The 25754-nt window shown below is 63.4% G+C and carries 19 protein-coding genes; 12 read left to right on the top strand and 7 right to left on the bottom strand.

Going from position 1 to position 25754, the window contains the following annotated elements:
* Positions 1 to 57: 57 nt before the first annotated feature.
* The 10 genes from ACVOLZ_RS14775 (at position 58) to folK (ending at position 10801) form a co-directional block, all read left to right on the top strand.
* Positions 58 to 336: a DUF493 family protein gene (locus ACVOLZ_RS14775; protein ID WP_481516784.1), complete on the top strand. Its 279-nt coding sequence runs from the start codon at positions 58 to 60 to the stop codon at positions 334 to 336.
* Positions 324 to 1025 (top strand): lipoyl(octanoyl) transferase LipB, encoded by a 702-nt coding sequence (gene lipB, locus ACVOLZ_RS14770; protein WP_481516783.1) that lies wholly within the window; start codon positions 324 to 326, stop codon positions 1023 to 1025. The genes ACVOLZ_RS14775 and lipB overlap by 13 nt, the downstream gene beginning before the upstream one ends.
* Positions 1026 to 1041: 16 nt before the next feature.
* Complete coding sequence (gene lipA / locus ACVOLZ_RS14765) at positions 1042 to 2052, top strand: lipoyl synthase (RefSeq protein ID WP_481516782.1); 1011 nt, start codon at positions 1042 to 1044, stop codon at positions 2050 to 2052.
* A gap of 207 nt (positions 2053 to 2259) precedes the next feature.
* Positions 2260 to 4431, top strand: coding sequence for a carboxy terminal-processing peptidase (locus ACVOLZ_RS14760; protein WP_481516781.1), 2172 nt, complete (start codon positions 2260 to 2262; stop codon positions 4429 to 4431).
* 124 nt (positions 4432 to 4555) lie between these two features.
* On the top strand, positions 4556 to 5104 hold the full coding sequence (locus ACVOLZ_RS14755; protein WP_481516780.1) for a DUF2242 domain-containing protein: 549 nt from the start codon (positions 4556 to 4558) through the stop codon (positions 5102 to 5104).
* 190 nt (positions 5105 to 5294) lie between these two features.
* On the top strand, positions 5295 to 6209 hold the full coding sequence (gene gnd / locus ACVOLZ_RS14750; RefSeq protein WP_481516779.1) for a phosphogluconate dehydrogenase (NAD(+)-dependent, decarboxylating): 915 nt from the start codon (positions 5295 to 5297) through the stop codon (positions 6207 to 6209).
* 203 nt (positions 6210 to 6412) lie between these two features.
* Positions 6413 to 8236, top strand: a complete 1824-nt coding sequence (locus ACVOLZ_RS14745) for a sensor histidine kinase (RefSeq protein ID WP_481516778.1) — start codon at positions 6413 to 6415, stop codon at positions 8234 to 8236.
* On the top strand, positions 8233 to 8673 hold the full coding sequence (locus ACVOLZ_RS14740) for a response regulator (RefSeq protein ID WP_481508709.1): 441 nt from the start codon (positions 8233 to 8235) through the stop codon (positions 8671 to 8673). Before ACVOLZ_RS14745 ends, ACVOLZ_RS14740 begins: the two co-directional genes overlap by 4 nt.
* A 6-nt stretch (positions 8674 to 8679) precedes the next feature.
* Positions 8680 to 10197, top strand: a complete 1518-nt coding sequence (locus tag ACVOLZ_RS14735; protein ID WP_481516777.1) for an ATP-binding response regulator — start codon at positions 8680 to 8682, stop codon at positions 10195 to 10197.
* Between the two features lie 121 nt (positions 10198 to 10318).
* Entirely contained in the window at positions 10319 to 10801 is a 483-nt protein-coding gene (gene folK, locus ACVOLZ_RS14730; RefSeq protein WP_481516776.1) for a 2-amino-4-hydroxy-6-hydroxymethyldihydropteridine diphosphokinase, read from the top strand.
* Between the two features lie 402 nt (positions 10802 to 11203).
* Here folK and ACVOLZ_RS14725 read toward each other — a convergent pair whose 3' ends face one another.
* Positions 11204 to 11941, bottom strand: a complete 738-nt coding sequence (locus tag ACVOLZ_RS14725) for a pteridine reductase (RefSeq protein WP_481513788.1) — start codon at positions 11939 to 11941, stop codon at positions 11204 to 11206.
* Between the two features lie 54 nt (positions 11942 to 11995).
* On the opposite strand from ACVOLZ_RS14725, the gene ACVOLZ_RS14720 reads away from it, so the two are divergent.
* On the top strand, positions 11996 to 13180 hold the full coding sequence (locus ACVOLZ_RS14720; protein WP_481516775.1) for a class I SAM-dependent methyltransferase: 1185 nt from the start codon (positions 11996 to 11998) through the stop codon (positions 13178 to 13180).
* Positions 13168 to 13563: a VanZ family protein gene (locus tag ACVOLZ_RS14715; RefSeq protein ID WP_481516774.1), complete on the top strand. Its 396-nt coding sequence runs from the start codon at positions 13168 to 13170 to the stop codon at positions 13561 to 13563. The genes ACVOLZ_RS14720 and ACVOLZ_RS14715 overlap by 13 nt, the downstream gene beginning before the upstream one ends.
* Positions 13564 to 13807: 244 nt before the next feature.
* On the opposite strand, the gene ACVOLZ_RS14710 is transcribed toward ACVOLZ_RS14715, so the two are convergent.
* The 6 genes from ACVOLZ_RS14710 to ACVOLZ_RS14685 form a co-directional block, all read right to left on the bottom strand.
* Positions 13808 to 16162, bottom strand: coding sequence for a beta-N-acetylhexosaminidase (locus ACVOLZ_RS14710; RefSeq protein ID WP_481516773.1), 2355 nt, complete (start codon positions 16160 to 16162; stop codon positions 13808 to 13810).
* Entirely contained in the window at positions 16162 to 17805 is a 1644-nt protein-coding gene (locus tag ACVOLZ_RS14705; protein ID WP_481516772.1) for an outer membrane protein assembly factor BamB family protein, read from the bottom strand. The genes ACVOLZ_RS14710 and ACVOLZ_RS14705 overlap by 1 nt, the downstream gene beginning before the upstream one ends.
* A gap of 84 nt (positions 17806 to 17889) precedes the next feature.
* Positions 17890 to 20643, bottom strand: coding sequence for a TonB-dependent receptor (locus tag ACVOLZ_RS14700; RefSeq protein ID WP_481516771.1), 2754 nt, complete (start codon positions 20641 to 20643; stop codon positions 17890 to 17892).
* A gap of 722 nt (positions 20644 to 21365) precedes the next feature.
* Positions 21366 to 24158, bottom strand: coding sequence for a TonB-dependent receptor (locus ACVOLZ_RS14695; RefSeq protein WP_481516770.1), 2793 nt, complete (start codon positions 24156 to 24158; stop codon positions 21366 to 21368).
* Between the two features lie 14 nt (positions 24159 to 24172).
* On the bottom strand, positions 24173 to 25297 hold the full coding sequence (locus tag ACVOLZ_RS14690) for a glucokinase family protein (protein WP_481516769.1): 1125 nt from the start codon (positions 25295 to 25297) through the stop codon (positions 24173 to 24175).
* The gene (locus ACVOLZ_RS14685; protein ID WP_481516768.1) at positions 25264 to 25596 is read right to left on the bottom strand and encodes a hypothetical protein; all 333 of its coding nucleotides are present in this window, start codon (positions 25594 to 25596) and stop codon (positions 25264 to 25266) included. Before ACVOLZ_RS14685 ends, ACVOLZ_RS14690 begins: the two co-directional genes overlap by 34 nt.
* Positions 25597 to 25754: the final 158 nt, after the last annotated feature.

Raw genomic sequence — 25754 nt, 5'->3', positions numbered from 1 at the left:
AGGCTGTAATCCGGGTATGGCCTTGGGTTTGTAGGCGTTCGCCCCGATAATGGCGGCATGGAAATCAAGTCCGACAACCCTGAACACGGCTTCCAGTTCCCCGGTACCTTTGAGCTCAGCGCCATGGGCGCAGCCAATATCGGTCTGGAAGCTGAACTGCCCAAGTTGCTGCAAAGCGCCGGTATCGAGGTACTGGAAGAGCGCATCAGCTGGAAAGAGTCCTCCAACGGCAAGTACGTTTCGGTGCGCATCGCCTTCAAGGCGGAGAGCCGTGAGCAGTACGACGCCGCCCATGAGGTGATGCGTGACCATCCGGAAGTGAAGTGGACGCTGTAACCGCCTGCGCGGTGGAGGCGCCGCGCAAGGCGCTGCGTTCGGCATTGCTGCGGGATCTTGGCCGGCAGGGCTATGAGCCTGTCTGGCACGCGATGCAGCAGTTCACCGATACCCGTACCGACGACTCCGCCGACGAGCTGTGGGTGGTCGAGCATGACCCGGTGTTCACCCTGGGCCAGGCCGGCAAGCCCGAGCATGTGCTGGCGGCCGGTGATATCCCGGTGCTGCATGTGGATCGCGGCGGTCAGGTGACCTATCACGGGCCGGGCCAGATCGTGGTCTACCCGCTGCTGGACCTGCGCCGGCTCGGTATTGGTGTGCGTGACTATGTATGCCGGATCGAGCAGGCCATCATCGACACGCTGGACGAATGGAACATCGGTGCTGAACGCATGGACGGCGCGCCCGGTGTCTACGTGGGCGGCGCCAAGATTGCCGCGCTCGGCATCCGCGTGCGTCGTGGCTGCAGTTTCCACGGGCTGGCGTTCAATGTGTCGCTGGATCTTGAACCCTTCCACCGCATCAACCCCTGCGGCTACGCCGGGATGCAGGTGACCTCGGTGCTAGACTTGGGCGGTCCTTCGGGCATCGAAGCGGTCAAGTCGGTGCTGCTGTCCCATCTGGCCCAGCAGTTCGGTCTGGCCTTGCAGCCGACGCCCGAACTGCCCGATCTGACTACGCGGCTCTGAGACCGCTGATAACGCCATGACTGAAACCACCACGCGCTCCATTCCCCTGCAGGTCGTGCAGGGCGACATTCCGTCCGCGCCGTTGCAGGCCGGTGTCAAACAGCTCGGCGGGGACAAGATCAACCGCTCGCCGGTGCAGTTCGCCGACGCGCCGGTGCTGCGCAAGCCTTCCTGGATCCGCGTGCGCATTCCTTCGGGCAATGCCGTGGCCAACCTGAAGGCCAAGCTGCGCGAGAACCGTCTGGTGACGGTCTGCGAAGAAGCCAGCTGCCCGAACATCCACGAATGCTTCGGCCATGGCACCGCCACCTTCATGATCCTGGGCGAGGTCTGTACCCGTCGCTGCTCGTTCTGTGACGTGGCCCACGGCCGGCCCAAGCCGCCGGATGCCAACGAGCCGGCCAGCCTTGGCCAGACCGTAGCCGACATGGGCCTGAAGTACGTGGTGGTGACCAGCGTCGACCGCGATGACCTGCGTGACGGCGGTGCCCAGCACTTCGTTGATTGCATCACTGCCATCCGCGAAAAGTCGCCCAAGACCCGCATCGAAGTGCTGACCCCGGACTTCCGTGGCAAAGGCCGCATGGAGCGCGCGCTGGAAATCCTCGCGCAGAACCCGCCGGACGTGTTCAACCACAACATCGAAACCGTGCCGGACCTGTACCGCAACGTACGCCCGGGCGCGGACTACCAGTGGTCGCTGACCCTGTTGAAGAATTTCAAGGCACAGCACCCGAGCGTGCCGACCAAGTCCGGCATCATGCTCGGCCTGGGTGAAACCTTCGAGCAGGTACAGGCCACCCTGCATGACCTGCGCGCGCATGACGTGGAAATGGTGACCATCGGCCAGTACCTGCAGCCGACCGCCCATCACCACCCGGTGCTGCGTTACTGGACGCCGGAGGAGTACAAGGCGTTCGAGGACTACGGCTACGAACTGGGTTTCACCCACGTAGCCTCCGGCCCGATGGTGCGTTCGTCCTACCACGCCGACCAGCAGGCGGCCGGTGCCGGCGTCGCTGTCTGAACCAGACCCCCGCATCCCGCTGCGGCGCACTGCCGCAGCGGGGATCGCGTCGATTCGAGTGGCGCCACGGCAGCGATTCACAAACTGCTACGGGGCGGCAGCTACTCTGCAGCTGAGCAAGGTGACAAGTGCCGAAACTTTCGGCACTGTCGGCATGTCGTACTTGCCCGCAGTCTCCCCACAACATTCGGTGCCACGAGTACTTTGATGAACTACCGAGTTCCCGTTTTCCTGCTGGCCCTCGCGCTGACCGCTCCCGCCGCTTTGTCGGCGCGTGCTGATTCGGCCTTGCCCTCGGCAGCGACAATCGATCAGGCCACCACCTCCAAGCTGGTCTACGGCTTGTTGTCGGACAGCCGTTACGCCTACCGCCCGCGTCAGCTGGATGCGGCGACTTCGCAGGACGTGTTCAAGCGTTACCTGGAGTCGTTGGATAGCGGCAAGCAGTTCTTCACCAAGGAGGACGTGGATCGCTTTGCGCCATTGGCAGCACGGACCGGTGACGCCATCCGTTCCGGCGAGCTGGATCCGGCCTATCAGGTGTTCGCGGTGTACCGCCAGCGGGTAGCTGAGCGCGTGGCCTATGCCCGCCGCCTGCTGCGCCAGGAGCCTGATTTCACTGTTGAAGAGCGCTTCAACTACGACCGCAAGGACGTGCCGTGGGCAACCAACGCCGAACTGGACGATCTGTGGCGCAAGTCGGTCAAGAACGACTGGCTGCGGTTGAAGTTGGCTGGCAAGCCGGCCGCTGATATCCGCAAAACCCTGGACAAGCGCTACGACACTCTGCTCAAGACCATCAACGAGCTCAAGGGCGATGACGTGTTCTCGTTCTACATGAACGCCTACACCAGCGCCGTCGACCCGCATACCGATTACTTCACCCCGCGCACGGCCGAGAACTTCAACCAGGCCATGTCGTTGTCACTGGAGGGCATTGGTGCCCAGCTGCAGCGCCAGGACGACATGGTGGTGATCCGCGAAGTGGTGCCGGGTGGTCCGGTGGCGATGGACGGCACGCTCAAGGCCGGTGATCGCATCGTCGGCGTTGGCCAGGGCCGCTCCGGCCCGATCGAAGACGTGATCGGCTGGCGCATCGACGATGTGGTCGGCAAGATCCGCGGTGCCAAGGACACCCAGGTGCGTCTGGAGTACATCCCGGCTGCCGAAGGCGTGGACGGCAAGCACCGCATGCTGACCCTGACCCGGCAGAAGATCCGTCTGTCCGAGCAGGCCGCCAAGGGCGAGACCATCGCCATCCCGGCCGCCGCTGGCGAGCCGCAGCGCCGCATCGGTGTGGTCAAGCTGCCGACTTTCTACCAGGACTTCGAAGGCCGCCGCCGCAATGCCGCCGACTACGCCTCCGCTACCCGCGACGTGGCCAAGCTGCTGGCCGGTTTCAAGGCCGACAAGCTGGACGGCGTGGTGCTGGACCTGCGCAACAACGGCGGTGGTTCGCTGGACGAAGCCATCGAACTGACCGGCCTGTTCATCGAGCAGGGCCCGGTGGTGCAGGTGCGTGAATCCGGCGGCCGCGTCACCGTCAACAACGACCGTAACCCGGCGGTGGCCTGGGACGGCCCGCTGGCGGTACTGATCAACCGCGGTTCGGCCTCGGCCTCGGAGATTTTCGCTGGTGCCATCCAGGACTACGGTCGTGGCCTGGTGATCGGTGAGACCACCTTCGGCAAGGGCACCGTGCAGAACGTGGTGCCGCTGGATCGTTGGCCGGCCAGCGAGAAGGAACGCTTTGGCCAGGTCAAGCTGACCATCGCCCAGTTCTTCCGCGTCAGTGGCTCCAGCACCCAGCACAAGGGCGTGGTGCCGGACCTGGCCTTCCCGGCCAGCGTCGATGCCAGCGAGTTTGGTGAAAGCACCTACGACAACGCGCTGCCGTGGACCCGCATTGCCGCCGTGCCGCATACCCAGTACGGCAACTTCGCGCCGATCGTGCCGCGCCTGGAAACCCTGCACGCCACGCGTATCCGCGCCGACCGCGAGTTCCAGTGGTGGGAAGAGGACGTGCAGCAGTTCCGCACCGAGGCCGCCAAGAAGTACGTCTCGCTCAACGAAGCCGAGCGTCGTGCCGAGCGCGACAAGCAGGAAGCACAGCGCAAGCAGCGCCAGCAGATCCGCAAGGAACTGGGCCTGCCGCTGGACCCGCTGGCCGAGGACAGCACTGATGACGGTCTGACCGGCAACGAGCGTGACATCGTCAAGGATGCCGCCCGTGAGAAGGCTGCAGAGAAGCGTCCGGACCCGCTGTTGAAGGAATCGGCTTCGATCCTTGCCGATGCCCTCAACGTGCTGGAAAAGGACCGTCCGCTGTCGGCACAGGTGCTGCCGCAGTCCACCGGCCCGGGCCGCTGGGCCGACTGACACAGCGCTGCGCACAGCCCAGCTGAGCGCAGCGACAACAGGCTCTGCAAGCTTTAAACGCCGTCAACGTAGCCCTACGTTGGCGGCGTTATGCTGTGGGTATTCGCTGACTGTGGAGTTGCCCATGCGCCGACATCTGCTGCCTGCGCTGGCCGTTGTGAGCCTGTTGCTCACCGCTTGCGGCGGCAAAGCCGTCAACAGCACCTTGCTGCGCGAATCTTTCGATTCGGGCGATACCTATACGCGCAGCATCGATGCCGCACCGGCGCAGGCCTGCGAGGCTGCGCGGCGCGCGCTGCTGGGTCAGGGCTATGCGATCACCCGTGCCGATGCCAGCAACGTGGAAGGCAACAAGAACTTCCAGCCCAAGGATGAAGTGCACGAGCAGCTGGTGCTGCGGGTGTCCTGTGCCGCGCAGGGCGCTGGCAAGGCACAGGTGTTTGTGAGTGCGGTGCAGGACCGCTATGCCTTGAAGAAGTCGCCAACCTCGGCCAGCGTTGGCGTCGGTGCGCTGGGCTCGGTATCGCTGCCGTTTGGCAGCAATGACGACTCGCTGGTGCGGGTCGCCAGCAGCACCGTGCAGGACGCGCAGTTCTACCGCAACTTCTTTGGCCGCCTGCAGTACTACGTGGATCAGGCGACACAACCGGTTCCGGCGGAACCGGCGCGATGAGGTTTGGCCGGCGCGCTGTACATCGGCAGCTCCCCGAGCCTGTACGCCATCCACAGCATTCTGGGCGGTACACGCCGTTTGTCATCCAACTGTTGTTGCACAAGCTGCACTCCGCGATCCAGCAATGCTGGTTGCAGGCGGGTGTGCTGGCCTGTGCGGCAGGATTTACTACCACCGGAGGAGCTTCAGCATGGAATTGGGAATGATCGGGCTGGGTCGCATGGGTGCCAACATGGCGCAGCGTCTGCAGCGTGCGGGGATTGCCGTCACCGGTTTTGATCCGGGCGAGCAGGCGCGGGCGCAGGTGGCCGTGCACGGTATCGCCACGGTGGATGCCTTGCAGGCGCTGGTGCAGGCTTTGCCGGCGCCGCGCGCGCTGTGGTTGATGGTGCCGTCCAAGGTGGTCGATGCCACCCTCGACAGCTTGCTGCCGCTGCTGTCCGCCGGTGACGTGGTGATCGACGGCGGCAACTCCTGGTACAAGCAGTCGCAGCAGCGCGCTGCACGCTGCGCTGAAGCCGGGGTGGCGTTTGTGGACTGCGGCACCAGCGGTGGCGTGTGGGGTCTGCAGGAAGGTTATTGCCTGATGATCGGCGGCGAAGTCGACGTGGTGGCACGCTTGTCGCCCCTGTTCAAGGCGCTGGCGCCCGCGGCGGACCGTGGCTGGGCCCACGTTGGTCCAGTCGGCGCGGGACACTTCAGCAAGATGGTCCATAACGGCATCGAGTACGGAATGATGCAGGCCTATGCCGAGGGCTTCGCGCTGATGGAGAAGAAGGCCGAGTTCGGACTGGACGTGGGCAAGGTGGCCGAGGTCTGGAGGCATGGCAGCGTGGTGCGTTCATGGCTGTTGGATCTCAGCGCCGACGCGCTGCAGAAAAATCCCGCGCTGGAAGGCATCGCTCCCTACGTTGAGGACTCTGGCGAGGGCCGTTGGACCGTGGCCGAGGCCATCGAACTGGATGTGCCGGCACCGGTGATCACCTTGTCACTGCTGGAGCGGCTGCGCTCGAGGCAGGCAAATTCCTTCAGCGACCGCATGCTGGCGGCGATGCGCAATGAGTTTGGCGGGCATGCGATCAAGCCCGCTGGTGAGGCGGGCTGAGGCTTGCTGTCAGGCACGGCAAGGGGGCGCAAAGGCCCTGTTAACAGGGGGTGCACGGGTACACGTATTCGTGCAATCCTTGGCTGGCAGTCAGCGATGCTGTCGTGCTGGTCACGTCGGCATCGTTTGACCCCGGATCGACACTGTCGATGAACTCCGGGCCTTCGCGACACGCGCCGGTCCGTCAGCACGCAGGGGAAGCGATGGCGACACGATTGACCGACGATGACTGGAGTCGCTGGCGCCTGTTCGGGCTTGGGCTGGCGGCGTTGTTGATCATCGTGGTGCCGGCCTTGACCCTGCAGCGGCTTTCCAGTGACAGCGTCAATGCGGCCAATTGGGTTGCGCATACCCAGGCGGTTGGCGCGCGCCTGTACAACCTGCAGGCGGACATCCGCGACGTCGAGTCGGCGGCGTTGACCTTGTCTAAGGGCATCGATTCGCCGGCACTGCAGGAGCGCCTGCACACCGCTGACCGCATCGGCATCAATCTGGGGGAACTGGCCCAGCTGGTCCGTGACAGCCCTGAGCAACTGGTGCGTATCGGCAAGATGGAATCGATGCTGGAGCGGCGCATGGCGCTGGCCAGGGAAATCGCCGCCAGCACCGATTCGCCCCGGCAGCGTGAGCTGATCGAGGAGATGACCTTCCAATACCCGATCCGGCAACTGGTGCAGGAACTGCAGCAGCACGAGGACACCTTGTTGGTAGAGCGTGCCGCGCTGGCACAGCGCCAGCAGCAGCTGGCGTCGATGGTTACCTGGACCGCGTTGGCGGTGCAATTGCTGCTGCTGGGTCTGGTGTTGTGGCTGCTGCAGCGGCAGATTGGCCGCCGCGCCGATGTCGAACGCCGCCTCAGCAAGGCCAGCGACCGTGCCAATGCGGTGCTGCAGACGGTACGCGAGCCCATCGTATTGCTCGACAACAAGCTGCGTGTGGTGCTGCACAACACCGCATTCACCGAGTTGTATGGCGTTGATGACGCTGATATCAGCCTGCACCAGTTGCAGGACATCGGTAGTGGTGAGTGGGAGGACCCGCTGGTGCGCCAGCGCCTGGCCGATGTACTGCTGCGTGGGCGTGAGCTATGGGATTTCGAACACCAGCAGCGCAGCGTGGATGGCATGCATCGCACCATGCTGATCAACGCCCGGCGCATGGCCTTGCCCGACGCCGAGGACGATGTGGTGTTGATGACGATCAGCGATGTCACCGTGCAACGTGCCGTGCAGCAACACGTGGAAGAGCTCAACCACCAGCTGGAAGGCAAGGTCGAACAGATGGCCGACGTCAACCGCGAGCTGGAGGCCTTCAGTTATTCGGTCTCGCACGACCTGCGCGCACCATTGCGGCATGTGGCCGGTTTCTCCGACAAGTTGAAGCGGCACCTGGGCGAGGCGATCGACGGCAAGACCCAGCATTACCTCGATGTGATCAGCAGCTCGGCACAGCTGATGGCGGCCCTGATCGATGATCTGTTGGTCTACTCGCGGCTGGGACGTGGCGCGATGCGCATGCAGCGGGTGGACATGCAGTCGCTGGTGGCCGATACCCGCGCGCTGCTGGATTCCAATCTGAAGAGCGAAGCCGGCGCCGATGGCAAGCCGCGCGAGGTGGAGTGGAAGATCGGCAGGCTGCCGGTATTGATTGGCGATGAAAACATGCTGCGCCAGGTATGGCTGAATCTGCTCGCCAATGCGGTCAAGTACACCGCGGCGCGCGACAAGGCGGTAATCGAGGTCAGCGCCAAACAGCTGCCTGACGGCAGCCATCAGTTCAGCGTCAGCGATAACGGCGCTGGTTTCGACATGCAATACGCCAGCAAGTTATTCGGTGTGTTCCAGCGCCTGCACAAGGCCTCGGAATATCCCGGCACCGGCATTGGCCTGGCCAGCGTGCGCCGCGTGCTGACCCGGCACGGCGGCCGCATCTGGGCCAACGCCCAGGTGGATCAAGGCGCTACTTTCAGTTTCGTTCTCCCCCAGGCAACCGCAACCGAAGCATCCAACAAGGACACCGTGGAATGAGTCCCCTGCGTACCATCCTGATTGCCGAAGACAGCGGAGCCGATGCCGAGATGGCGATCGACGCGCTGCGCGATGCCTCCCTGGCCAACCCCATCGTGCATGTCGAAGACGGGGTTGAAGCAATGGACTTCCTGCTGAGGCGCGGCGCCTTCGCCCAGCGCGAGGAAGGCTTGCCAGCCGTGCTGCTGCTGGACATCAAGATGCCGCGCATGGACGGCCTTGAAGTACTGCGGCTGATCCGCGCCGACGAGGATCTCAAACGTTTACCGGTGGTGATCCTGTCTTCCTCGCGCGAAGAGAGCGATCTGGCCCGCAGTTGGGATCTTGGCGTCAACGCCTATGTGGTCAAACCGGTGGACATCGACCAGTTCTTCCAGGCGGTGCGGACGATCGGCACCTTCTGGGCGTTGATCAACCAGGCACCGGAGCACGAGTAAATACAGATGCCGAATCAGGGAGCGCCATTGGGGCCGCTGCGAATCCTGCTGGTGGAGGATTCGCCCGAAGATGCCGAGCTGGTCGTCGACCAGTTGCTCGAGGCCGGTCTGCAGATCGAGTTCGAGCGTGTCGACAACGAGCCGGCGATGCGCGACGCCTTGGCCGAGGGTGTGCCGGATGTGGTGTTGTCAGACCTGAGCATGCCGGGTTTTTCCGGCTATCAGGCGCTGCAGATCCTGCGTGAGTTGCACCCCAGGGTTCCCTTCATTTTCGTCTCCGGCACCATGGGTGAGGAGACTGCAGTGGAAGCGCTGCAGCAAGGCGCCAATGACTACATCATCAAGCACCAGCCGGCTCGGCTGCCGTCGGCGGTGGCGCGACTGGTGCGCGAGACTCGCAGCGAGCGCGAGCGGCTGCGGGTGGAAGATGAGTTGATGCGCGCGCAGCGGCTGGAGAGCCTGGCGCTGCTCGCCGCTGGGCTCAGCCATGACCTGCGCAATATCCTGCAGCCACTGCTGATCATTCCGGACCTGATCCGTGACCGCAGCGATGACCCCAAGATCGTCCGCTTGGCCGATGTCATCGCCGAATGCGGACGCCGTGGTCATGAGATGGTCGAGTCGATGCTGTCCTTCGTGCGCGGCTCACGCCAGCCCAGCGAGCGGATCGTATTGCAGCGCTTGTTCCAGGCGGTGGGGATGCTGCTCAAGAGCAGCCTGCCGCGCAATGCCGAGCTGCATCTGGAAGTGTCCGATGATCGCATGGCGATCGAGGCGAACTACACCGAGCTGCAGCAGGTATTGCTGAATCTTGCGCTCAATGCCATCCAGGCAATGCCCGATGGTGGCAGCTTGAGTCTGATCGCCGAGCGGGTCGCCGGCGAAGAGGACATGGTGCGCATCCGCGTCAGCGATGACGGCATCGGCATGGATGCAGCCACGGTGCAACGTTTGTTCACCCCATTTTTCACCACCAAGGCCGAGGGCACTGGCTTGGGTCTGGTGTCCTGCCATCGCATCGTCGAAAGCATTGGTGGGCAGATCCAGGTGCAGAGCGAGCTGGGCGCAGGCACCACCTTCGAGCTGCTGTTGCCGATGTGCGAAAGCGCCGGCAGTGAAGATGCCGAGCCACTGGAGAGAACCCGCGTCGGCCATGGTGAGCGCCTGCTGGTGGTTGATGACGAGGCCACGCGTTTGTCGCTGCTGGGCAATGCGCTGTCCAGCCAGGGCTATCGCATGCGCCTGGCCAGCGATGGCGCGGTAGCGATGCGGCACCTGCAGGAGGCGGGGCTGCCGGATGTGGTGCTGGTCGACAGCGGTATCCCGCTGCTTTCGGCCGGGCAGCTGTTGGCGGAGATGCAGGCGATGGGCTATCGCGGTCCGGCGATCGTGCTGGAGGACGCCAACGCGCCGGCCTTCGCCGATGGTGAGGCGCCGTCGGGTATCAGCGTGCATGTGTTGCCCAAGCCACTGGAGATGCAGCGGGTGTTCCGGGCGGTAGCCGACGCGCTGGGTGTGGGCTGATACAGACCCGCTGGCATATGCGGGTTGGCGATAGCTGGCCTATCATGTGCGCCCCCCTCCTACGATGCGGTGCTCAAGCTCGTCCATCGTGGCGCGGGCGGGCCCGCAGGCAAACCAACTCATGACCACCGTGCTCCTCAGCCTGGGCAGCAACCTGCAACCGCAGCATTACCTGCAAGCGGCCGTTGCCGTATTGCGCGAACGTTTTGGCACGATCAGCGTCTCCCCGGCGTACCGCACCCCGGCAGTGGGTTTTGACGGCCCGGACTTCCTTAATAACGCAGTGAAGCTGGACACCGACCTGCCGCTGGACGAGTTGGACGATTGGCTGCACGCGGTGGAGGACGCGCATGGCCGCGACCGTTCCGGCCCGCGTTTCAGCGACCGTACCCTGGATATCGACGTGGTGTATTACGGCGACCTGGTGGTTGAGGGCCCGGGTAATCTGCGCATTCCGCGCCCGGAGCTGAAGCACGCCTTCGTGCTCAAGCCGCTGGCCGACATCGCCCCGGATTTCATCGACCCGGTACGCGGCCTGAGCCTGCAGCAGATGTGGCAGCAGCACCCGCAGCACGGGCAGGCGTTCGACACGGTGGAGTTGTAGGGCTGCCCCTGTAGTGGGGGGGGGGGGGGGGGGGGGGGGGGGGGGCGGGGGGGGGGGGCCGCGGCGCGGGGGGGGGGCGCGGGGGCGGCGGGGGGGGGCCGGGGGCGGGGTGTGGGGTGGTTGGGGGGCGCGCGCCCCCCCCCGCCCCGCCCCCGCCCCCCCCACTTCAGTGGGCGCGGCGAAGGCTTCTTGAGTCCCTTTCCCGCCTGCGGGAGAGGGGTTGGGGTGAGGGCAGCTGTTTGCTGGTAAGGCCCTTTGCCGAGCATGGCTCGGCACTACAGTGGGCACGGTGAAGGCTTCTTGAGCCCCTCTCCCGCCTGCGGGAGAGGGGTTGGGGTGAGGGCAGCTGTTTGCTGGTAAGGCCCCTTGCCGAGCATGGCTCGGCACTACGGGTGCGCGGCACTAGGTCAGCAGGCGGCCGCCGTCCAGGCGCAGGGTCTGGCCGGTGATGTAGCCGGCGTCGTCCAGCAGCCAGCGTACCGCCGAGGCGATCTCATGCGGGGTGCCGAGGCGGTCCAGCGGGGTGCGCTCCATCAGCTTCTGCTTGGCGGCCTCGCTCTTGCCCTGTTCGGGCCAGAGGATGGCGCCGGGGGCGATGGCATTCACGCGTACATGCGGGGCCAGTTCCAGCGCCAGCGAGCGGGTCACCATCTCCAGCGCGGCCTTGGCCGAGCTGTAGGCCGGGTGCTCGCGCAGCGGCTGGGTGGCGTGCAGGTCGGTCAGGTTGACGATGGCGCCGCGCTGTTTGATCAGATGCGGCGCGGCGGCCTGCGCCAGGAAGAACGGCGCGCGCGTATTCACCGCGAACAATTCATCCCATTGCTCCGGCTGTACCTGCCCGAACGGGGTAGGGAAAAAATTGGAGGCGTTGTTGACCAGCGCGTCCAGCCGGCCGAACTGGCCGACGGTCTGTTCCACCAGGTCGGGCAGGGCGGCCACGTCGCGCAGATCGGCTTCCAGCGCCAATACGCTGCCCGCGCGCTCGCTCTCCAGATCGAAGGCCAGTGACTGCAGCTCCTCGCTGGACTGGTGCGCATGCAGGGCGATGCGGTAGCCATGGGCGTGCAGGTGACGGGCAATGCCGGCACCGATGCGGCGCGCGCTGCCGGTGACCAGGGCCACCCGTTGGGATTCTGTCATCTGGGATTTCCTTACTCAGCTATCCTGTGCATTGTCCTCGCAAACCGCCGCATCATGCATTCCGACCTGCCAATCCCCGATTCAGACGCGCTTGCCCACAGCGAGCAGCTGGCCGCGCACCTGCGTGCGGACATCCTTGCCCAGGGCGGTGCGGTGCCGTTCTCACGCTTCATGGAGTTGGCACTGTATGCGCCGGGCTGGGGCTACTACAGCGCCGGTGCCAGCAAGTTTGGTGCTGCCGGTGACTTCGTTACCTCGCCGGAGATCGGCTCACTGTTTGCCGCCACCACCGCCAATGCAGTTGCGCCGGTGCTGAAGCAGCTCGGCCCGCAGGCACGCATGTTGGAGCTGGGCGGCGGCAGCGGCGCGTTTGCCGAAATCATGCTCAAGCGTTTGCTGGAACTGGATGCGCTGCCGGAGCGCTACGCCATCCTCGAACCCAGTGCCGACCTTCGTGAGCGCCAGCGCGAACGCCTCGAGCGCGCATTGATTCCGCCGGTGTTCGCGCTGGTGGAGTGGTTGGACCGGCCGTTCGATGACGATTGGGACGGCGTGCTGTTCGCCAACGAGGTGATCGACGCGCTGCCGACGCCGCGTTTCCTCGCCGACGAGGGCGAGATCTATGAAGAGACCGTGGAACTCGACGGCGAAGGCCGCTTCGTGCGCGGTGCACAACCAGCCGACCAGCTGATGCTGGGCGCAGTGCGGCATGTGGAGCGCTATCTGGAACGTCCGTTCGCGCACGGTTACCGTTCCGAAGTGTTGCCGCAGCTGCCGTACTGGATTCAGGCCGTGGCCGGTGGCATGCAGCGTGGTGCGATGCTGTTCGTCGACTACGGTTATTCGCGCAGCGAGTTCTACCAGCACGATCGCACAGACGGCACGATGCGCGCGTTCTACCGTCACCGTGTGCACAACGATGTGTTCCTGTGGCCCGGCCTGCAGGACATCACCGCATCGGTGGATTTCACCGCGCTGGCGGAAGCCGGTACCAATGCCGGCTTCGACCTGGCCGGTTACAGCAACCAGGCCAACTTCCTGCTCGGCAACGGCATCACCGATCTGCTGCTGCAGGCCGAACAACGCACCGATGAAGTCGGCCAGCTGCGCCTGCGCGATCAGCTCAAGCGGCTGACCCTGCCGACCGAAATGGGCGAGCGCTTCCAGGTGATGGGCTTTAGTCGCGACGTCGACATGTCGGCCGCCTTCCTGCTCGGTGACCTGACGTGGCGGCTGTAAGCACCACACTGAAACCGCTGCGTCGCGCTGGATTCTGGTTGGGCCTGTGGTGTGTAGCAGTGCTGGCGGTGATCGTTGTATGCCTGATCCCGCCACCAGAACTGAACCTGCCGCAGAACAGCGACAAGGTTGAGCACCTACTGGCCTACTTCATCCTGTCCGCCAGTGCGGTGCAGCTGTTCGGCAGCCGCCGCGCGCTGTGTTGGGTGGCAGCAGGTTTGGTTGCGATGGGCGTGGGCATCGAATGGGGACAAGGCGCGCTGACTGCTACACGCATGGCCGATCCGATGGACGCCCTGGCCAATGCCAGTGGTGTGCTGATCGGCATGCTGACTGTGCTTACGCCGTTGCGGGATTTACTGCTGAGGCTGCAAGGGCGTTGAGCCGATAGTGTGCCGACAGGCAGCGCTGCAAGCTGTTCTGGTTGCGGCTGCAACTTAATTCTTTAGATAAATCAGCCATTTCCGCTGTTTTGGCACTTACGCAGGCGGCCCTTTGGCTGCTACGTTGCGCCATCACAGGCACCGTCGAGGTGCCGGTGATTTTGCAAAGTCGGTGCGGTGCGGGACGTGGGTGGAGAGGACTCACGTACCGCACCGCGCCTTCCCGGCGATTTCTCCCCGGGCCTTACTGCTTCGGCTGCAGACGCACCTGGTCCAGCACCCACATCTGCGGACGGGTATCGCCGCTGAAGGTCATGCACAGGTCGGTGATCTGCCCGGCACCCGCTTGCAGCGGTGCCTCCAGTTCAATGAAGCCATCCTTGCCCGGCTGCTGCGGCAGCGGCACGGTGGCCAGCACGCGGCCCTCGCAGCCGGCACGCACTTCAAACTCGCCGTACTGGCTCACCGGCTTGCGGAAGCCGCGTTTGGCTTCCTCCGGGCGCAGCAGGCCGAAGTTGTAGGGAATGCGTCCAGCGCGCACCTTGACCGAGGCGATGTCCTGCAACTGCGCGTCTTCCCACAGCCAGCACGGGTTGAAGATGCTGACGTCGAAGTTGTCGCGCTCACCGTGCAGCGGGTTGTCGTCGATCAGACGCAGCAGCAGGCGGCCGCCCTGCGGGCATTGCGCCAGGGTCTTGTCGGTGCGGGCCAGCAGCGACTGCGCATCGAAGTTCCATTGGCTGGGTTTGTCGGCCACCGGCTTGCCGTTGAAGAAGGTCAGCGCGGTCAGCACGGTCGGCACCGACAAGGTCAGTGCGCCGGGATAGGCAGGCGACTGCGCGGTCGGCGTGCTGCCATCGGTGGTGTAGCGGATGTCCCGGTAGCTGAGCGGGTTGGACAGCTCGACCGTCACCTTTTCAGCTGCACGATCATCCTGACGCTTCATCGCCACCGACAGCGCGGTCTGGCCGTAGTCAATGCCCAACGCCTTGTAGCGCTGCAACTGCGCCGGCAGACGTGCGAGGAAGTCGTCGTAGCTCTTGTTCTGCAACGGCGTCCAGGCGATCTCGGACAGTGCCGCCAGGCGCGGGAACACGTTGTGCTTGAGGTCCTTGCCGTTGCGGGTGTGTTCGGTCCACATATTGGCCTGTACGCCGATCACGTGTTTGCGCTGCGCCGGGGTCAGTACCGCCGGGACTGGATCAAACGCGTAGACGCGCTGCATCGAGGTGAACTTGGGGCGTCCGGTCGGTTCTTCCGGCAGATTGGTCTGCAGGAAATCCAGGTACAAGGTATTGCCCGGCGTCATCACCACGTCGTGGCCGTGCGTGGCTGCCTCGATGCCGCCTTCGATACCGCGCCAGGACATCACCGTGGCCTGCGGCGGCAAGCCGCCTTCGATGATCTCGTCCCAGCCGATCAGTTTGCGGTCGTGGTCTTCCAGGTACTTCTCCAGCCGCTTGAGCATGTGCGACTGCAGTGCTTCTTCGTCCTTCAGCCCCAGCTCGCGGATATAGGCCTGCACCTGCGGCGAATCCTGCCACTGGTACTTCACAGCCTCGTCGCCGCCGATGTGGATGTACTGGCCGGGGAACATTTCCAGCACTTCGGCCAGGATGTTCTCCAGGAACTGCAGGGTTTCCTCGCGCGGGTTGAACAGATAGGGGTTCACGCCCCAGTTGGCCGATGGCTTGGTCGGGCCATCGACGACACCGTGCTCCGGATAGGCGGCAACCGCGGCCTGGGCGTGGCCGGGTACGTCGATCTCGGGCACAACCGTAATGTGGCGTGCGGCGGCATAGGCCACCACATCACGGATCTGATCCTGGGTGTAGTAACCGCAATACAGATGCGGCTTGCCGTCAGCACCAACGCCAGCTTCGCCCGCGGCGGAACGGCAGCTGCCCACTTCGGTCAGCTTCGGGTAGCGCTTGATTTCCATGCGCCAGCCCTGGTCATCGGTGAGATGCCAGTGGAAGGTATTGAGCTTGTGCGTGGCCATCGCATCGAGGATCAGCTTGATGTCATCGATGCTCTGGAAGTGGCGCGCCGAGTCGAGCATGAAGCCGCGCCAGTTGAAGCGCGGTGCATCTTCAACCTGCATCGCCGGCAGCGCGATGCTGTTTGATGGTGCAGCAGCAAGCAGTTGCCACAAGGACATCGCGCCATGGAACAGGCCGCGTGCATCACCGGCTTCGACCAGCACGCCATCGGCGTTGATGCGCAGCGAATAGCTCTCGGCAGATGCCGCGTTGGCAGCAGGCTTGCTGATGCGGAACTGGATTGCGCCTTTGGCCTGGCCACTGCTGCGGGGGGTGAGCTGCAGCGGCGTGGTGCGCGCCAGCAGTTGGGTGAACTGTGCGGCGACTTCGCTGGCGCCGTCAGCGGCGATCACGCGGGTGGAGGCATCGACGCTGAAGCGGCCATTGCCTGGCAGCACCGATACCGGGCGCGGAATGATGCTGGCGCCGGTTACTTCGACCGGCAGCAGTTGGGCGCTTGCACTGTTGGTGGCAGCACCTGCGTGGCCACTGGCAGCGCCCAGGGCGAGCAGCAGCGCAGCGTGCAGGGCATGGCTGGAGAGTCGGTGTCGGTGCATCATGGATCCTTGTTGTTGACGGCTGGCGTACTGACAGCCGCTGTTGCGTTTGCAGTTGATGTTGCGGTTGCTGCGATCCGCGGGGGGAGGGCGGGCAAGACAGGCTGCGCGGCAGTGGCCTGCGCAGTGGTGGCGCTACTGGATTGGATCATCGCATCAAGTGCAAAACCCATCAGCACGCCTTCGATATCGGCAGCCACAAGCACATCCGCATGATTGACGAGGCTACCGGCGATGCCCCACTGGAAGCCGCGCCCGGATGGCAGTGCATGGGTAGCGAGCAGGCGTCCGTCGCGTCTATCCAGTACGCCTACGCCAGCGCCGTGCTCAAGAAAATAGGGGTGGCCAGCGGCCATCCCGACCAGCAGGTGATCGCCCAGTGCCAGCGGCGTGCCCCAGCTCCAGCCACCAACGTCGGTGCGCCACAGCACGCGCCCGCTGACGATGTCGATGGCGCTCACCTTGCGCAGGTCCGAGGAGCCGATATAGAGCGTGTTGCCGTCGAAGGAGGGTTCGGACTCGATCCACGAGGTCCAGAACTGGGTAAGCCACAGCGCGTTGCCGGTAGTGGCGTTGATTGCATGCAGCACGCCGCTGCGGTCATTGCAGAACACGCGGCCGCGGTGCACCACCGGTGCTGCGCCTGGGCGCGCAGCCAGGCGGTACTGCCATAGCGGCGTGCCAGTGCGTGCATTGAGCGCCTGCACCACGCCTGCTTCGGTGATTGCGAACAGCTGGGTGCCGTCGCTGGCCAGGCCATGCTGGATGCGACCAGCAAGCTGTCGCTTCCAACGGCTGGCGCCGGTGCGCATGTCCAGCGCTTGCACGCTGCCATCGTTGCCGCCGATATAGATCTGGCCATTGCCGAGCAGCGGGCGCGGGCCCTGCCATTCCCAGGCCGCCGATTGTGGTTGCGGCGGCTCGCGGCTGCTGCGCGCGTCCTGGATGGATGAGCGCCATTGCTCGCGGCCGGTCTTGCGGTCGAGCCGATGCAGGTAGCCACCATCGCTGTTGACGAACACCGCGTCGTCGGTCACCAACGCGGTTGCATAGACCGGGTAACCCAATGCGCTGCCCCAGCGCAGGCTGCCATCGGCAAGATCGACGGCGAACAGGGTGCCTGCGGTGGTGCCGATATAGGCGATGCCATCGGCGACAACCGGCGAGGCAAAGATCTGGCCGCCAAGTTGGGCTTTCCAGCGCGGGCCGGACAAGGCCTGGGGTGATGTATTGGCTGCGTTGTCAGCGGGCAGTGAGGCGGGCTCGCCACGTCGCAGGCGCAGACGTTCGCCGCTGCCCAACAGAGTGCCAGTCAATTCCTTGTCCTGCAGCTGCAGCGCCATGTGCAGGGTGCGATGGACCAGGTTGTTGTTGTCGTCCAGATCCGCCTTGCCGTGCAGGGGCAGCGAGCGCAGGTGGGCGATGGGCAGGTCGAGGTGCATGTCATAGCGACCGTTGGCGTCGGCCTGCAGGTTCAGTCCTATGCTGACCTTCTCGCGTGGGCTGCCGATCTCGCCGAGCCAGTAGCCAGAGAGGTTGTCAGTGGCATGTGCAATGTGGGCTGGCAGCAACAACAGCCCGGCCAGTAGTGCGGGCAGCAGCGGGAACTGGGGATGAAGGATGTTTTTGCTTGGCTGTTCCATGCGTTGATGCCCGGTGCGTGCAGGTTGGCTGTCAGGAACCCGGCGGGAGCACTCGGCTCCCGCCAGGTGGTGTTGCATTACGACTTAGAAGGCAAAGCGCAGTGACGCCATGTAACGACGGCCACTCTTGTAGGCGCCGTTGAGCAGCTTCTCGGTGCCAAAGTAGCTGTGGTACTTCTCGTCCAGAAGGTTCATGCCTTCAAGGCCGATGCTGAGATTTTCTGTGACCTTGTAGGCGACAGATGCATCCAGCGAGCGGTACTCCATCGTCCACACGTCACGGCCGCCGCTGACGCGGGTGAAGTACTTGTCGCGCCAGTTGTACGTGATACGGGCGTTCCAAGTGTCGTTTTCGAAGAACGGGCTCAGGTTGTACTGGTTCTTCGAGTTGAACGGCAGTGGCCGGCCGTTGGTAGCTTCGCCGTCGGAGTAAGTGTAGTTGGCGATGATCCCGAAGCCGGCACCGAGGTTCTGCTGCCAGGCCAGCGAGTACCCCTTGATCTTCGCGTCACCGGCATTTTGTGGGCGGTCGACGAGGAACTGTGCATCGCGCAGCTGGTTGACGTTGTAGTGGGTCTCTTCCTTGGCGATCCGCAACACGTAGTCGCTCACGTCGCGGTAGAAGATGGAGGCGGCCAGGATTGCATCCTGCGAGAAATACCATTCGCCTGAGAAGTCGAGATTGGTGGAACGGTAGGGCCTCAGGTTCGGGTTTCCGCCACCACCGGTCAGTGCCTGGTCGGAGAGGAACAGGTAGCTGGAAACGTCTGCATAGTTTGGACGCGCCATGGTCTTGGCCGCGGAGAAACGCAGCACCAGCTCGTCGCTGGCGTCATAGACCAGATTCAGGTTTGGCAGGACATTGCTGTACTTGCTGCTGCGCGTAACATAGTCATACGAGGCCTCGGCCTGTGCCTGCGTCATTGTCGCCGTGGTGCAACTGGGGCGGCCGGTATTGCAGGCGTAGGCACTGGAGTCCAAGTCGGTGCGGACATAGCGCAGGCCGATGTTGCCGCGTAGGCGCTCGAAGCTGAAATCCGCCTGCAGGTATGCTGCTTTGATGTCCTCTTCGATGGTCCAGGTATTACGAACGAATTCGGAGTTGCCCTGCGTGGTGGGTACTGGCGGGTTCTGCCAGGGGGCCAGCCAGTCGTTGCTGGCGATGTAGTCGGCAAGCGCCCAGCCGTCGATGGTGAAGCGGTTGCCCAGGTCGCCAAAGCCGCTGAAGCCGTCCAGATAATTGCTGGGAAGGTCGCGTGGGTTGAACATGTCGGTGGTGGCATCACCCCAGCCTTGCACGGAGGCGAGCACAACGCCGCGTTGGATCTGCCCGGTTTCATGCGCGCGTTGCTTGTAGCCGAAACGTAGCTGGTAAACCGGAGAGTCGAGCTTCAGGCCGAAATCCACCTGGCCGTAGGTTTCCTTGTCCAGAGTTGGCTTGTCGACCAGATTGCCGCCCCAGCCGGTGTTCCAGGTAGCCTGGCTGTTCGGGTTCGCGCCGTAGCCGCCATCCATCCGGAACAGTTCCGGATCGGTGAACGGGTTGCGTCCACTGATGTTCAACGTGCCTGGCGTGCCGGGGCCGTTGGCGATCGACCAGCTGTAGTCGGCGGGTGCAAGGAAGCTGCCATAGACCTGCTTGGGCCCGCCCTGCGCCTTGGTGTGGCCGAGCTGGCCAGAGGCGAACCAACGCTCGTCGGTCCAATCCACCTTGATATCGTAGGTCTCCGATTCGACTTTGGCGCGGCGGTTCTGCAGGTCGAACACCATGCGGCCGCCCTTGTGGGTGGCACCGGTGATCAGGCCGTCCTTGATGGTGATATCGGTCAGTGAGCCAAGGCTGCCATAGGTATTGCCTTGCCAGGCAAACATAGACTGCGCCATATGATCGAAGTTGGCATCGATCTTCAGTGCCGTGGCCTCGATGTTGAGTTGTTCCATCGGCTTGAACTGCAGCGATGCGGAATAGGTATTACGCTTGCGCTTCTGTTCGAAGAAGTGCGCGCTCATCGAGCTTGGCCCCACCGCATTGGGATTGGCATTCAACGCATCGGCGCATGCACCCTTGCAGTTGCCAGTGGCGATGGAGCCTGCAGCGCCATCCAGACCGTCGCGGTAGTGCTTGGCCAGAACGGTGCCATAGGATTCGATGCCATCGCGGCGGATGCTCTCGTTGCTCGACTGGGCCGAGAGAATGAAGCCGAAGTTGTCTGCAGCGTTTTTCCAGCCAAACGCGGCTGACGCGCTGGGGTCGGTTTTTTCGACGCGATCATTGCGCGCATAGCTGACACGGCCGGTGATGCTGATCTGCTCGGGCATGTCCAGCGGTTTGCGCGTGGCGATGTTGACCGTGCCACCAATGGAGCCTTCGTCCATGCGCGCTTCCGGCGACTTGAATACCTCCACCTTGCCTACCAGCTCCGGTGCCAACAGCGAGTAGTTGAACGTACGGGACGGGAAATCGGACATGTTCCAGTCGCCCGAGGCGATGGACTGGCCGTTGAGCAGGGTGCGGTTCAAGGCCGGGTCGACGCCAAGGATGCTGACGCGCTCGCCTTGGCCATATGCACGGTCGATGGTGACGCCAGGGATGATGGTCATTGCTTCGGCGACGTTGGTCGCCGGGAACTTGCCCACATCCTCGGCGGTGATTACGTCGACGATGCCGTCGGCGTTGCGCTTGGATTCAAGGGATTGCTGCAGGCTGGCACGGATGCCGGTGACGACGACGCGATCCAGTTCGGTTGCATCCGGCTGCGCTTCCTGTGCGCTGGCCGCAAAGCTGATCGCCAGACAGCTGACGATGGCGGCGGTTAACGGTGACTTGCGGTGTTTCAAAGGTCTCTCTCCCTTTGCTGATGGATGGCCGGCAAATGTTGCTGGCCAGTGAATCCCGCAACCCTTCGGGCGTGCGGAGAAACATCGCGGCTGCCGCAACGGCTGGCCACGTCGAACGCGGTGTCAGTGCAGAAACGGGCCGGTTGCAGCAAAAGTAGAGAGCGCTCGACAACGGGCGCTGTTGGAAGTGGATCGGGTGTACTGCCGGCCTTGCTTGTCCACGTCATGTCTCGATGGGTGGGTGGGGCGGGTGACTACCGTCGTTCAGCTCGGGGTGGAGTTTGCGTGTATTTGTTTCGAATTTGCAAAAATAATTTTCACGAAAATCGAGCGGTTGAAAATATTTATTTCACGCAATTTATCCTGTTTTTTAAGGATAAATTCAATGAAAAATAATATCCATTCATTCCTTGTGAAACCTTTTGGTGCAGCATTCGTTAAGGTTTGAAAATTATGTTTATATTCAATTCATTGGTAATGCAGATTCTGTTTCGTGGTTCTCGTCAGCTGTTTGCGGCGTGATGCGTGCATCAAGCGGGATGCTTGCTGGCCGTGCGTGGTGCCATCCACGCAGGTTGAAGGGCGTGGTCGCTGCAGTGCTGGTTGGTTGGGGTGGCGGTGGTGTTGGAGTTGCGTATCGCGGGCAAAAAAAAGCGGGCCTGGAAAACCCAGGCCCGCTGGAGGAGAAAGAACAGCGGAAACGGTACTGCGTTGGTGCTGGCTTAGAAGGCGAAGCGCAGCGAAGCGTTGTAGCGACGGCCACTCAGGTAGGCGCCGCGCAGCAGCTGCTCCGTGCCGGAGTAGGAGTGGTACTCCTCATCGAGCAGGTTCATGCCTTCCAGGGCAACGGTCAGGTTGTCGGTGATCTTGTAGGAGATGGAAGCATCAACCGAGGTGTAGTCCATGGTCCACAGGTCACGACCGCCGCTGACGTTGGTGAAGTACTTGTCGCGCCAGTTGTAGGTGATGCGGGCTGCCAACTTGTCGTTCTCGAAGAACGGGGCGATGTTGAACTGGTTCTTCGAGTTGTACGGGAGCGGACGGCCATTGGTGGCCTCGCCATCGGAGTAGGTGTAGTTGGCGACGATGCCGAAGCCCATGCCGAAGTTCTGCTGCCACGCCAGGGAGGCACCCTTGATCTTGGCGTCGCCGGCATTCTGCGGGCGATCAACGCGATAGATGGTCTCCTTGCCCTGGTTGATGTTCCAGTGGGTTTCCTGGCGGGTTGCCATCAGGATGTAATCGGAAACGTCACGGTAGAACAGCGAACCGGCCAGGATCGCGTTCTGCGAGAAGTACCACTCGGCCGAGAAGTCCAGGTTGGTGGACAGGTAGGGCTTCAGGTCCGGATTACCGCCGCCGCCGGTCTGCTGCTGATCGGACAACCACAGGTAGCTGGACACGTCAGCGTAGCCTGGACGGGCCATGGTCTTGGCAGCGGAGAAGCGCAGCACCAGCTCGTCGGTGGCGTCGTACACCAGATTCAGGTTGGGCAGTGCGTTGTTGTACTTGCTCGGCTTGACCCGCCACTCGTACTTGTCCGCCGTGCAGTCCTTGGGGTTGTTGACGGTGCAGATCCAGGCGCCGCTGCCAACTTCGGTCTGTACGTAGCGCACGCCGATGTTGCCGCGCAGGCGATCGAAGCTGAAGTCGGCCTGCACGTAGGCGGCCTTGATGTCTTCTTCGATGGTCCAGGTGTTGCGTGCGAACTCCGCATTGCCCAGTGTGGTCGGCACCGGTGCGGTCTGCCACGGCGCCAGCCACTTGTTGCTGGCGATATAGTCGGCAAGTGCCCAGCCATCGATGGTGAAGCGGTCGGCGAGGTCGCCATAGCCGCCGAAGCCACTCAGGTAGTTGCCCGGCAACGGGCGCGGGTTGAACATCGAGGCGGTGGCGTCGCCGTAGCCTTGGATCGATGCCAGCGTCACGCCGCGCTGGATCTGGCCGGTTTCATGCGAGCGCTGCTTGTAGCCTGCGCGGATCAGGTAGACCGGCGAATCCAGCTTCAGGCCGAAGTCCAGCTGTCCGTAGGTTTCCTTGTCGAGGGTCGGCTTTTCCACCAGATTGCCGCCCCAGCCCGATGCCCAGTTTCCTTCTGCCGGCGGGTTGGTGTGCCACGGGTTGGCATAACCGCCATCCATGCGGAAGGCTTCCGGATCGGTGAACGGGTTCTTGCCGTGGAAGGTGACGCTGCCCGGCTTGTTCGGGCCATTTTCGATCGACCAGGTGTAGTCGGCATTGGCCAGGAAGCTGCCATAAACCTGCTTCGGGCCACCTTCGGCCTTGGTGCGGCCGATATGGGTGGAGGCGAACCAACGCTCATCGTTCCAGTCGGCCTTGATGTCGTAGGTTTCCGACTCGACCTTGGCGCGGCGGTTCTGCAGATCGAACGCCACGCGGCCGTTCTTGTGTGTGCCACTGGTAATCAAGCCGTCCTTGATGGTGACATCGGTCATCGTCATCAGGCCGCCATAGGTATTGCCCGGCCAGACGAACATGGACTGCGCCATGTGGTCGAAGTTCGCGTCGACCTTCAATGCGTTGAACTCGATGTTCAGCTGCTCGACCGGCTTGAACTGCAGCGAGGCGGAATAGGTGTTGCGCTTGCGCTTCTGTTCAAAGAAGTGCGCGCTCATCGAGCCCGGGCCCACTGCGTTCGGGTTGGCGTTCAAGGCGTCGGCACAGGCGCCCTGGCAGGTGCCGGGTTTCTGTGGCTGCTTGCCATTCGGCAGCGCCGGTACCGACCAGTCATCGCCGGTGTTGTTGACCGAGCCGGCAGCGCCATCGACGCCATCGCGGTAGTTCTTGGCGGTGACGGTGCCGTAGGACTCGATGCCGTCACGGCGGATGCTTTCGTTGCTGGCCTGTGCCGAGAGGATGAAGCCGAAGTTTTCGGCCTGGTTCTTCCAGCCGAAGGCAGCAGAGGCGCTGGGGTCGGTCTTGTCGACGCGATCGTTGCGGCCGTAGCTGACGCGACCGCTGACGCTGACGTTCTCCGGCATGTCCAGCGGCTTGCGCGTGGAGATGTTGACGGTGCCGCCGATCGAGCCTTCATCCAGGCGTGCTTCCGGCGACTTGAATACTTCGACTTTGCCGACCAGCTCCGGCGCCAGCAACGAGTAGTTGAAGGTACGGGTCGGGAAGTCGGACATGTTCCAGTCGCCCGAAGCGATGGACTGGCCGTTGAGCAGGGTGCGGTTCAATGCCGGATCGGTACCCAGGATGGACACCTTTTCACCCTGGCCGTATGCACGATCGATGGTGACGCCCGGGATGATGGTCATCGCTTCGGCGACGTTGGTGGCCGGGAACTTGCCCACGTCCTCGGCGCTGATCACGTCGACGATGGCATCGGCGTTGCGCTTGGTTTCCAGCGACTGCTGCAGACTGGCGCGGATGCCGGTGACGACAACGCGGTCAAGCTCGGTGGCTTCCTTGCTGGCTTCCTGCGCGTGCGCGGAAAAGCTCAGACAGGTGACGATGGCGGCGGATAGTACGGACTTGCGATACCTCATGATGTCTCTCCTCATCATTGATGGATGCCGGCGAACTGGCCGGAGGTTGTGTCGCTGGAAGCGGTGCATGGGCGGGCTGCCGCATGCGCCTGCGTTGCTGCCGAGTGCGGTGCGCTGGGATCGATTTCCCTGCGTCCCAGATACCAACTGGCGGCGCCGATGACGCCCAGTTGCCCGTGCTCTACCAACTTCACGGGGATGCGTTGCAGCGCTTCGCGCATCGGTCCCTTGTTGAGGAACCGCTCGGCGAAGCTGCTGTTGATGAGGAACTGGCTGATCTTGGGCAGGATGCCGCCAGCCAGATAGATGCCGCCTTGTGCGCCGTACAGCAGCGCCATGTCGCCGATGGTCGAGCCCAGAATCGCGCAGAACAGCTGCAGCGTTTGTTCGGCAACTGGATCACTGCCATTGCAGGCGGCGGCGCTGATCGCATCGGGTGTAGCGTGCACCGGCGCCGTATCGCACACGGCGCACAGTGCGTTGTACAGATTGAGCAGGCCCGGGCCAGACAAGGCGTGCTCGATGGCGACATGGCTGCGCCCGCGCAGCATCTGCTGCAGCACGGCGACTTCCAGTGCGGTGCTGGCGCTCAATGAGGCTTGCCCAGCTTCGGTGGCCAGCACCATCGAGCGGCTGCCGTTGGGAATCCACAGTGCCGCGCCCAGGCCAGTGCCGGGGCCCACGATCAGTACCGGTCCCTTGGCGGCGAGGGCAGGGCCGCTCAGCAGCAGTGCGTCGCTGGCATCGATATGCGCGGCGGCATGGGCAACAGCTTCGAAATCATTGACCAGATGCACCGCGGCGAAGCCGAGGTCATCGCGGATGCGGTTGCACGACAGCGGCCACGGCAGGTTGGCTGAGATCACCGTGCCATCGGGCAGGGCGTAACCGGCACTGGCGATGGCGCATTCGCTCACGGTGGCGCGATCCACCGGGAACTGGGCAAGGATGCTGCTCAGATCCGGATAGTCGGCGCAACGGTACTGGCGGTAAGCCAGTAGCTGCATGGGCGCGCTGGCGCTGCCGCCTGGCTGCACCAGGCCCACGCGGACGTGGGTGCCGCCCACATCGGCGGCCAATAGCGGCGCGGCAGATGTAGGAGTGGTCAGCTTGGCTGTTGGATTCCGGCTGGCAACCACGCACGTCCCCTGGAAGTTGGCGCGACACCTGTTGGCGTTGCGGCATGCGGAGTGTCCGTGCTTCGTGACAACGATGTCAAGGCGCAGTGCAAAAAATTTTCACTACTAAAGCGGCGCCGGTGCTGCTCATATATCAATGATTTCAGTAGTTTTTTTTGTTTCAAATGAAATCCATAGCGGTTTCTGCCTTGGTTTTGTTGAGGTGGCTGAATCATTGTGAAATTTTTTGGCACGCCTGGCTGCTCTGTGGGAGCGGCGTAAGCCGCGAAGCTGGCGGCAACAAAATCGAGGACTTTCATCTCCCCTGACTGGTAGCGGGCATTGGCGAGCCGGCGAACAGGGCATCTGCCGGCTGCTGGATCAGTGGCTTCGCCGCGGGCCCCCCGCCCCCCAAAACCCGGAAAGTTTGTGATAAAAAAGGACACACCCAAAACCCCCCCCCAAGCGGGGGGCGGTT

The organism is Stenotrophomonas sp. STEN020 (assembly GCF_056760195.1).
Note: the sequence above shows the minus strand (reverse complement) of the source record. Positions and strands in the feature narration are given on the sequence as shown.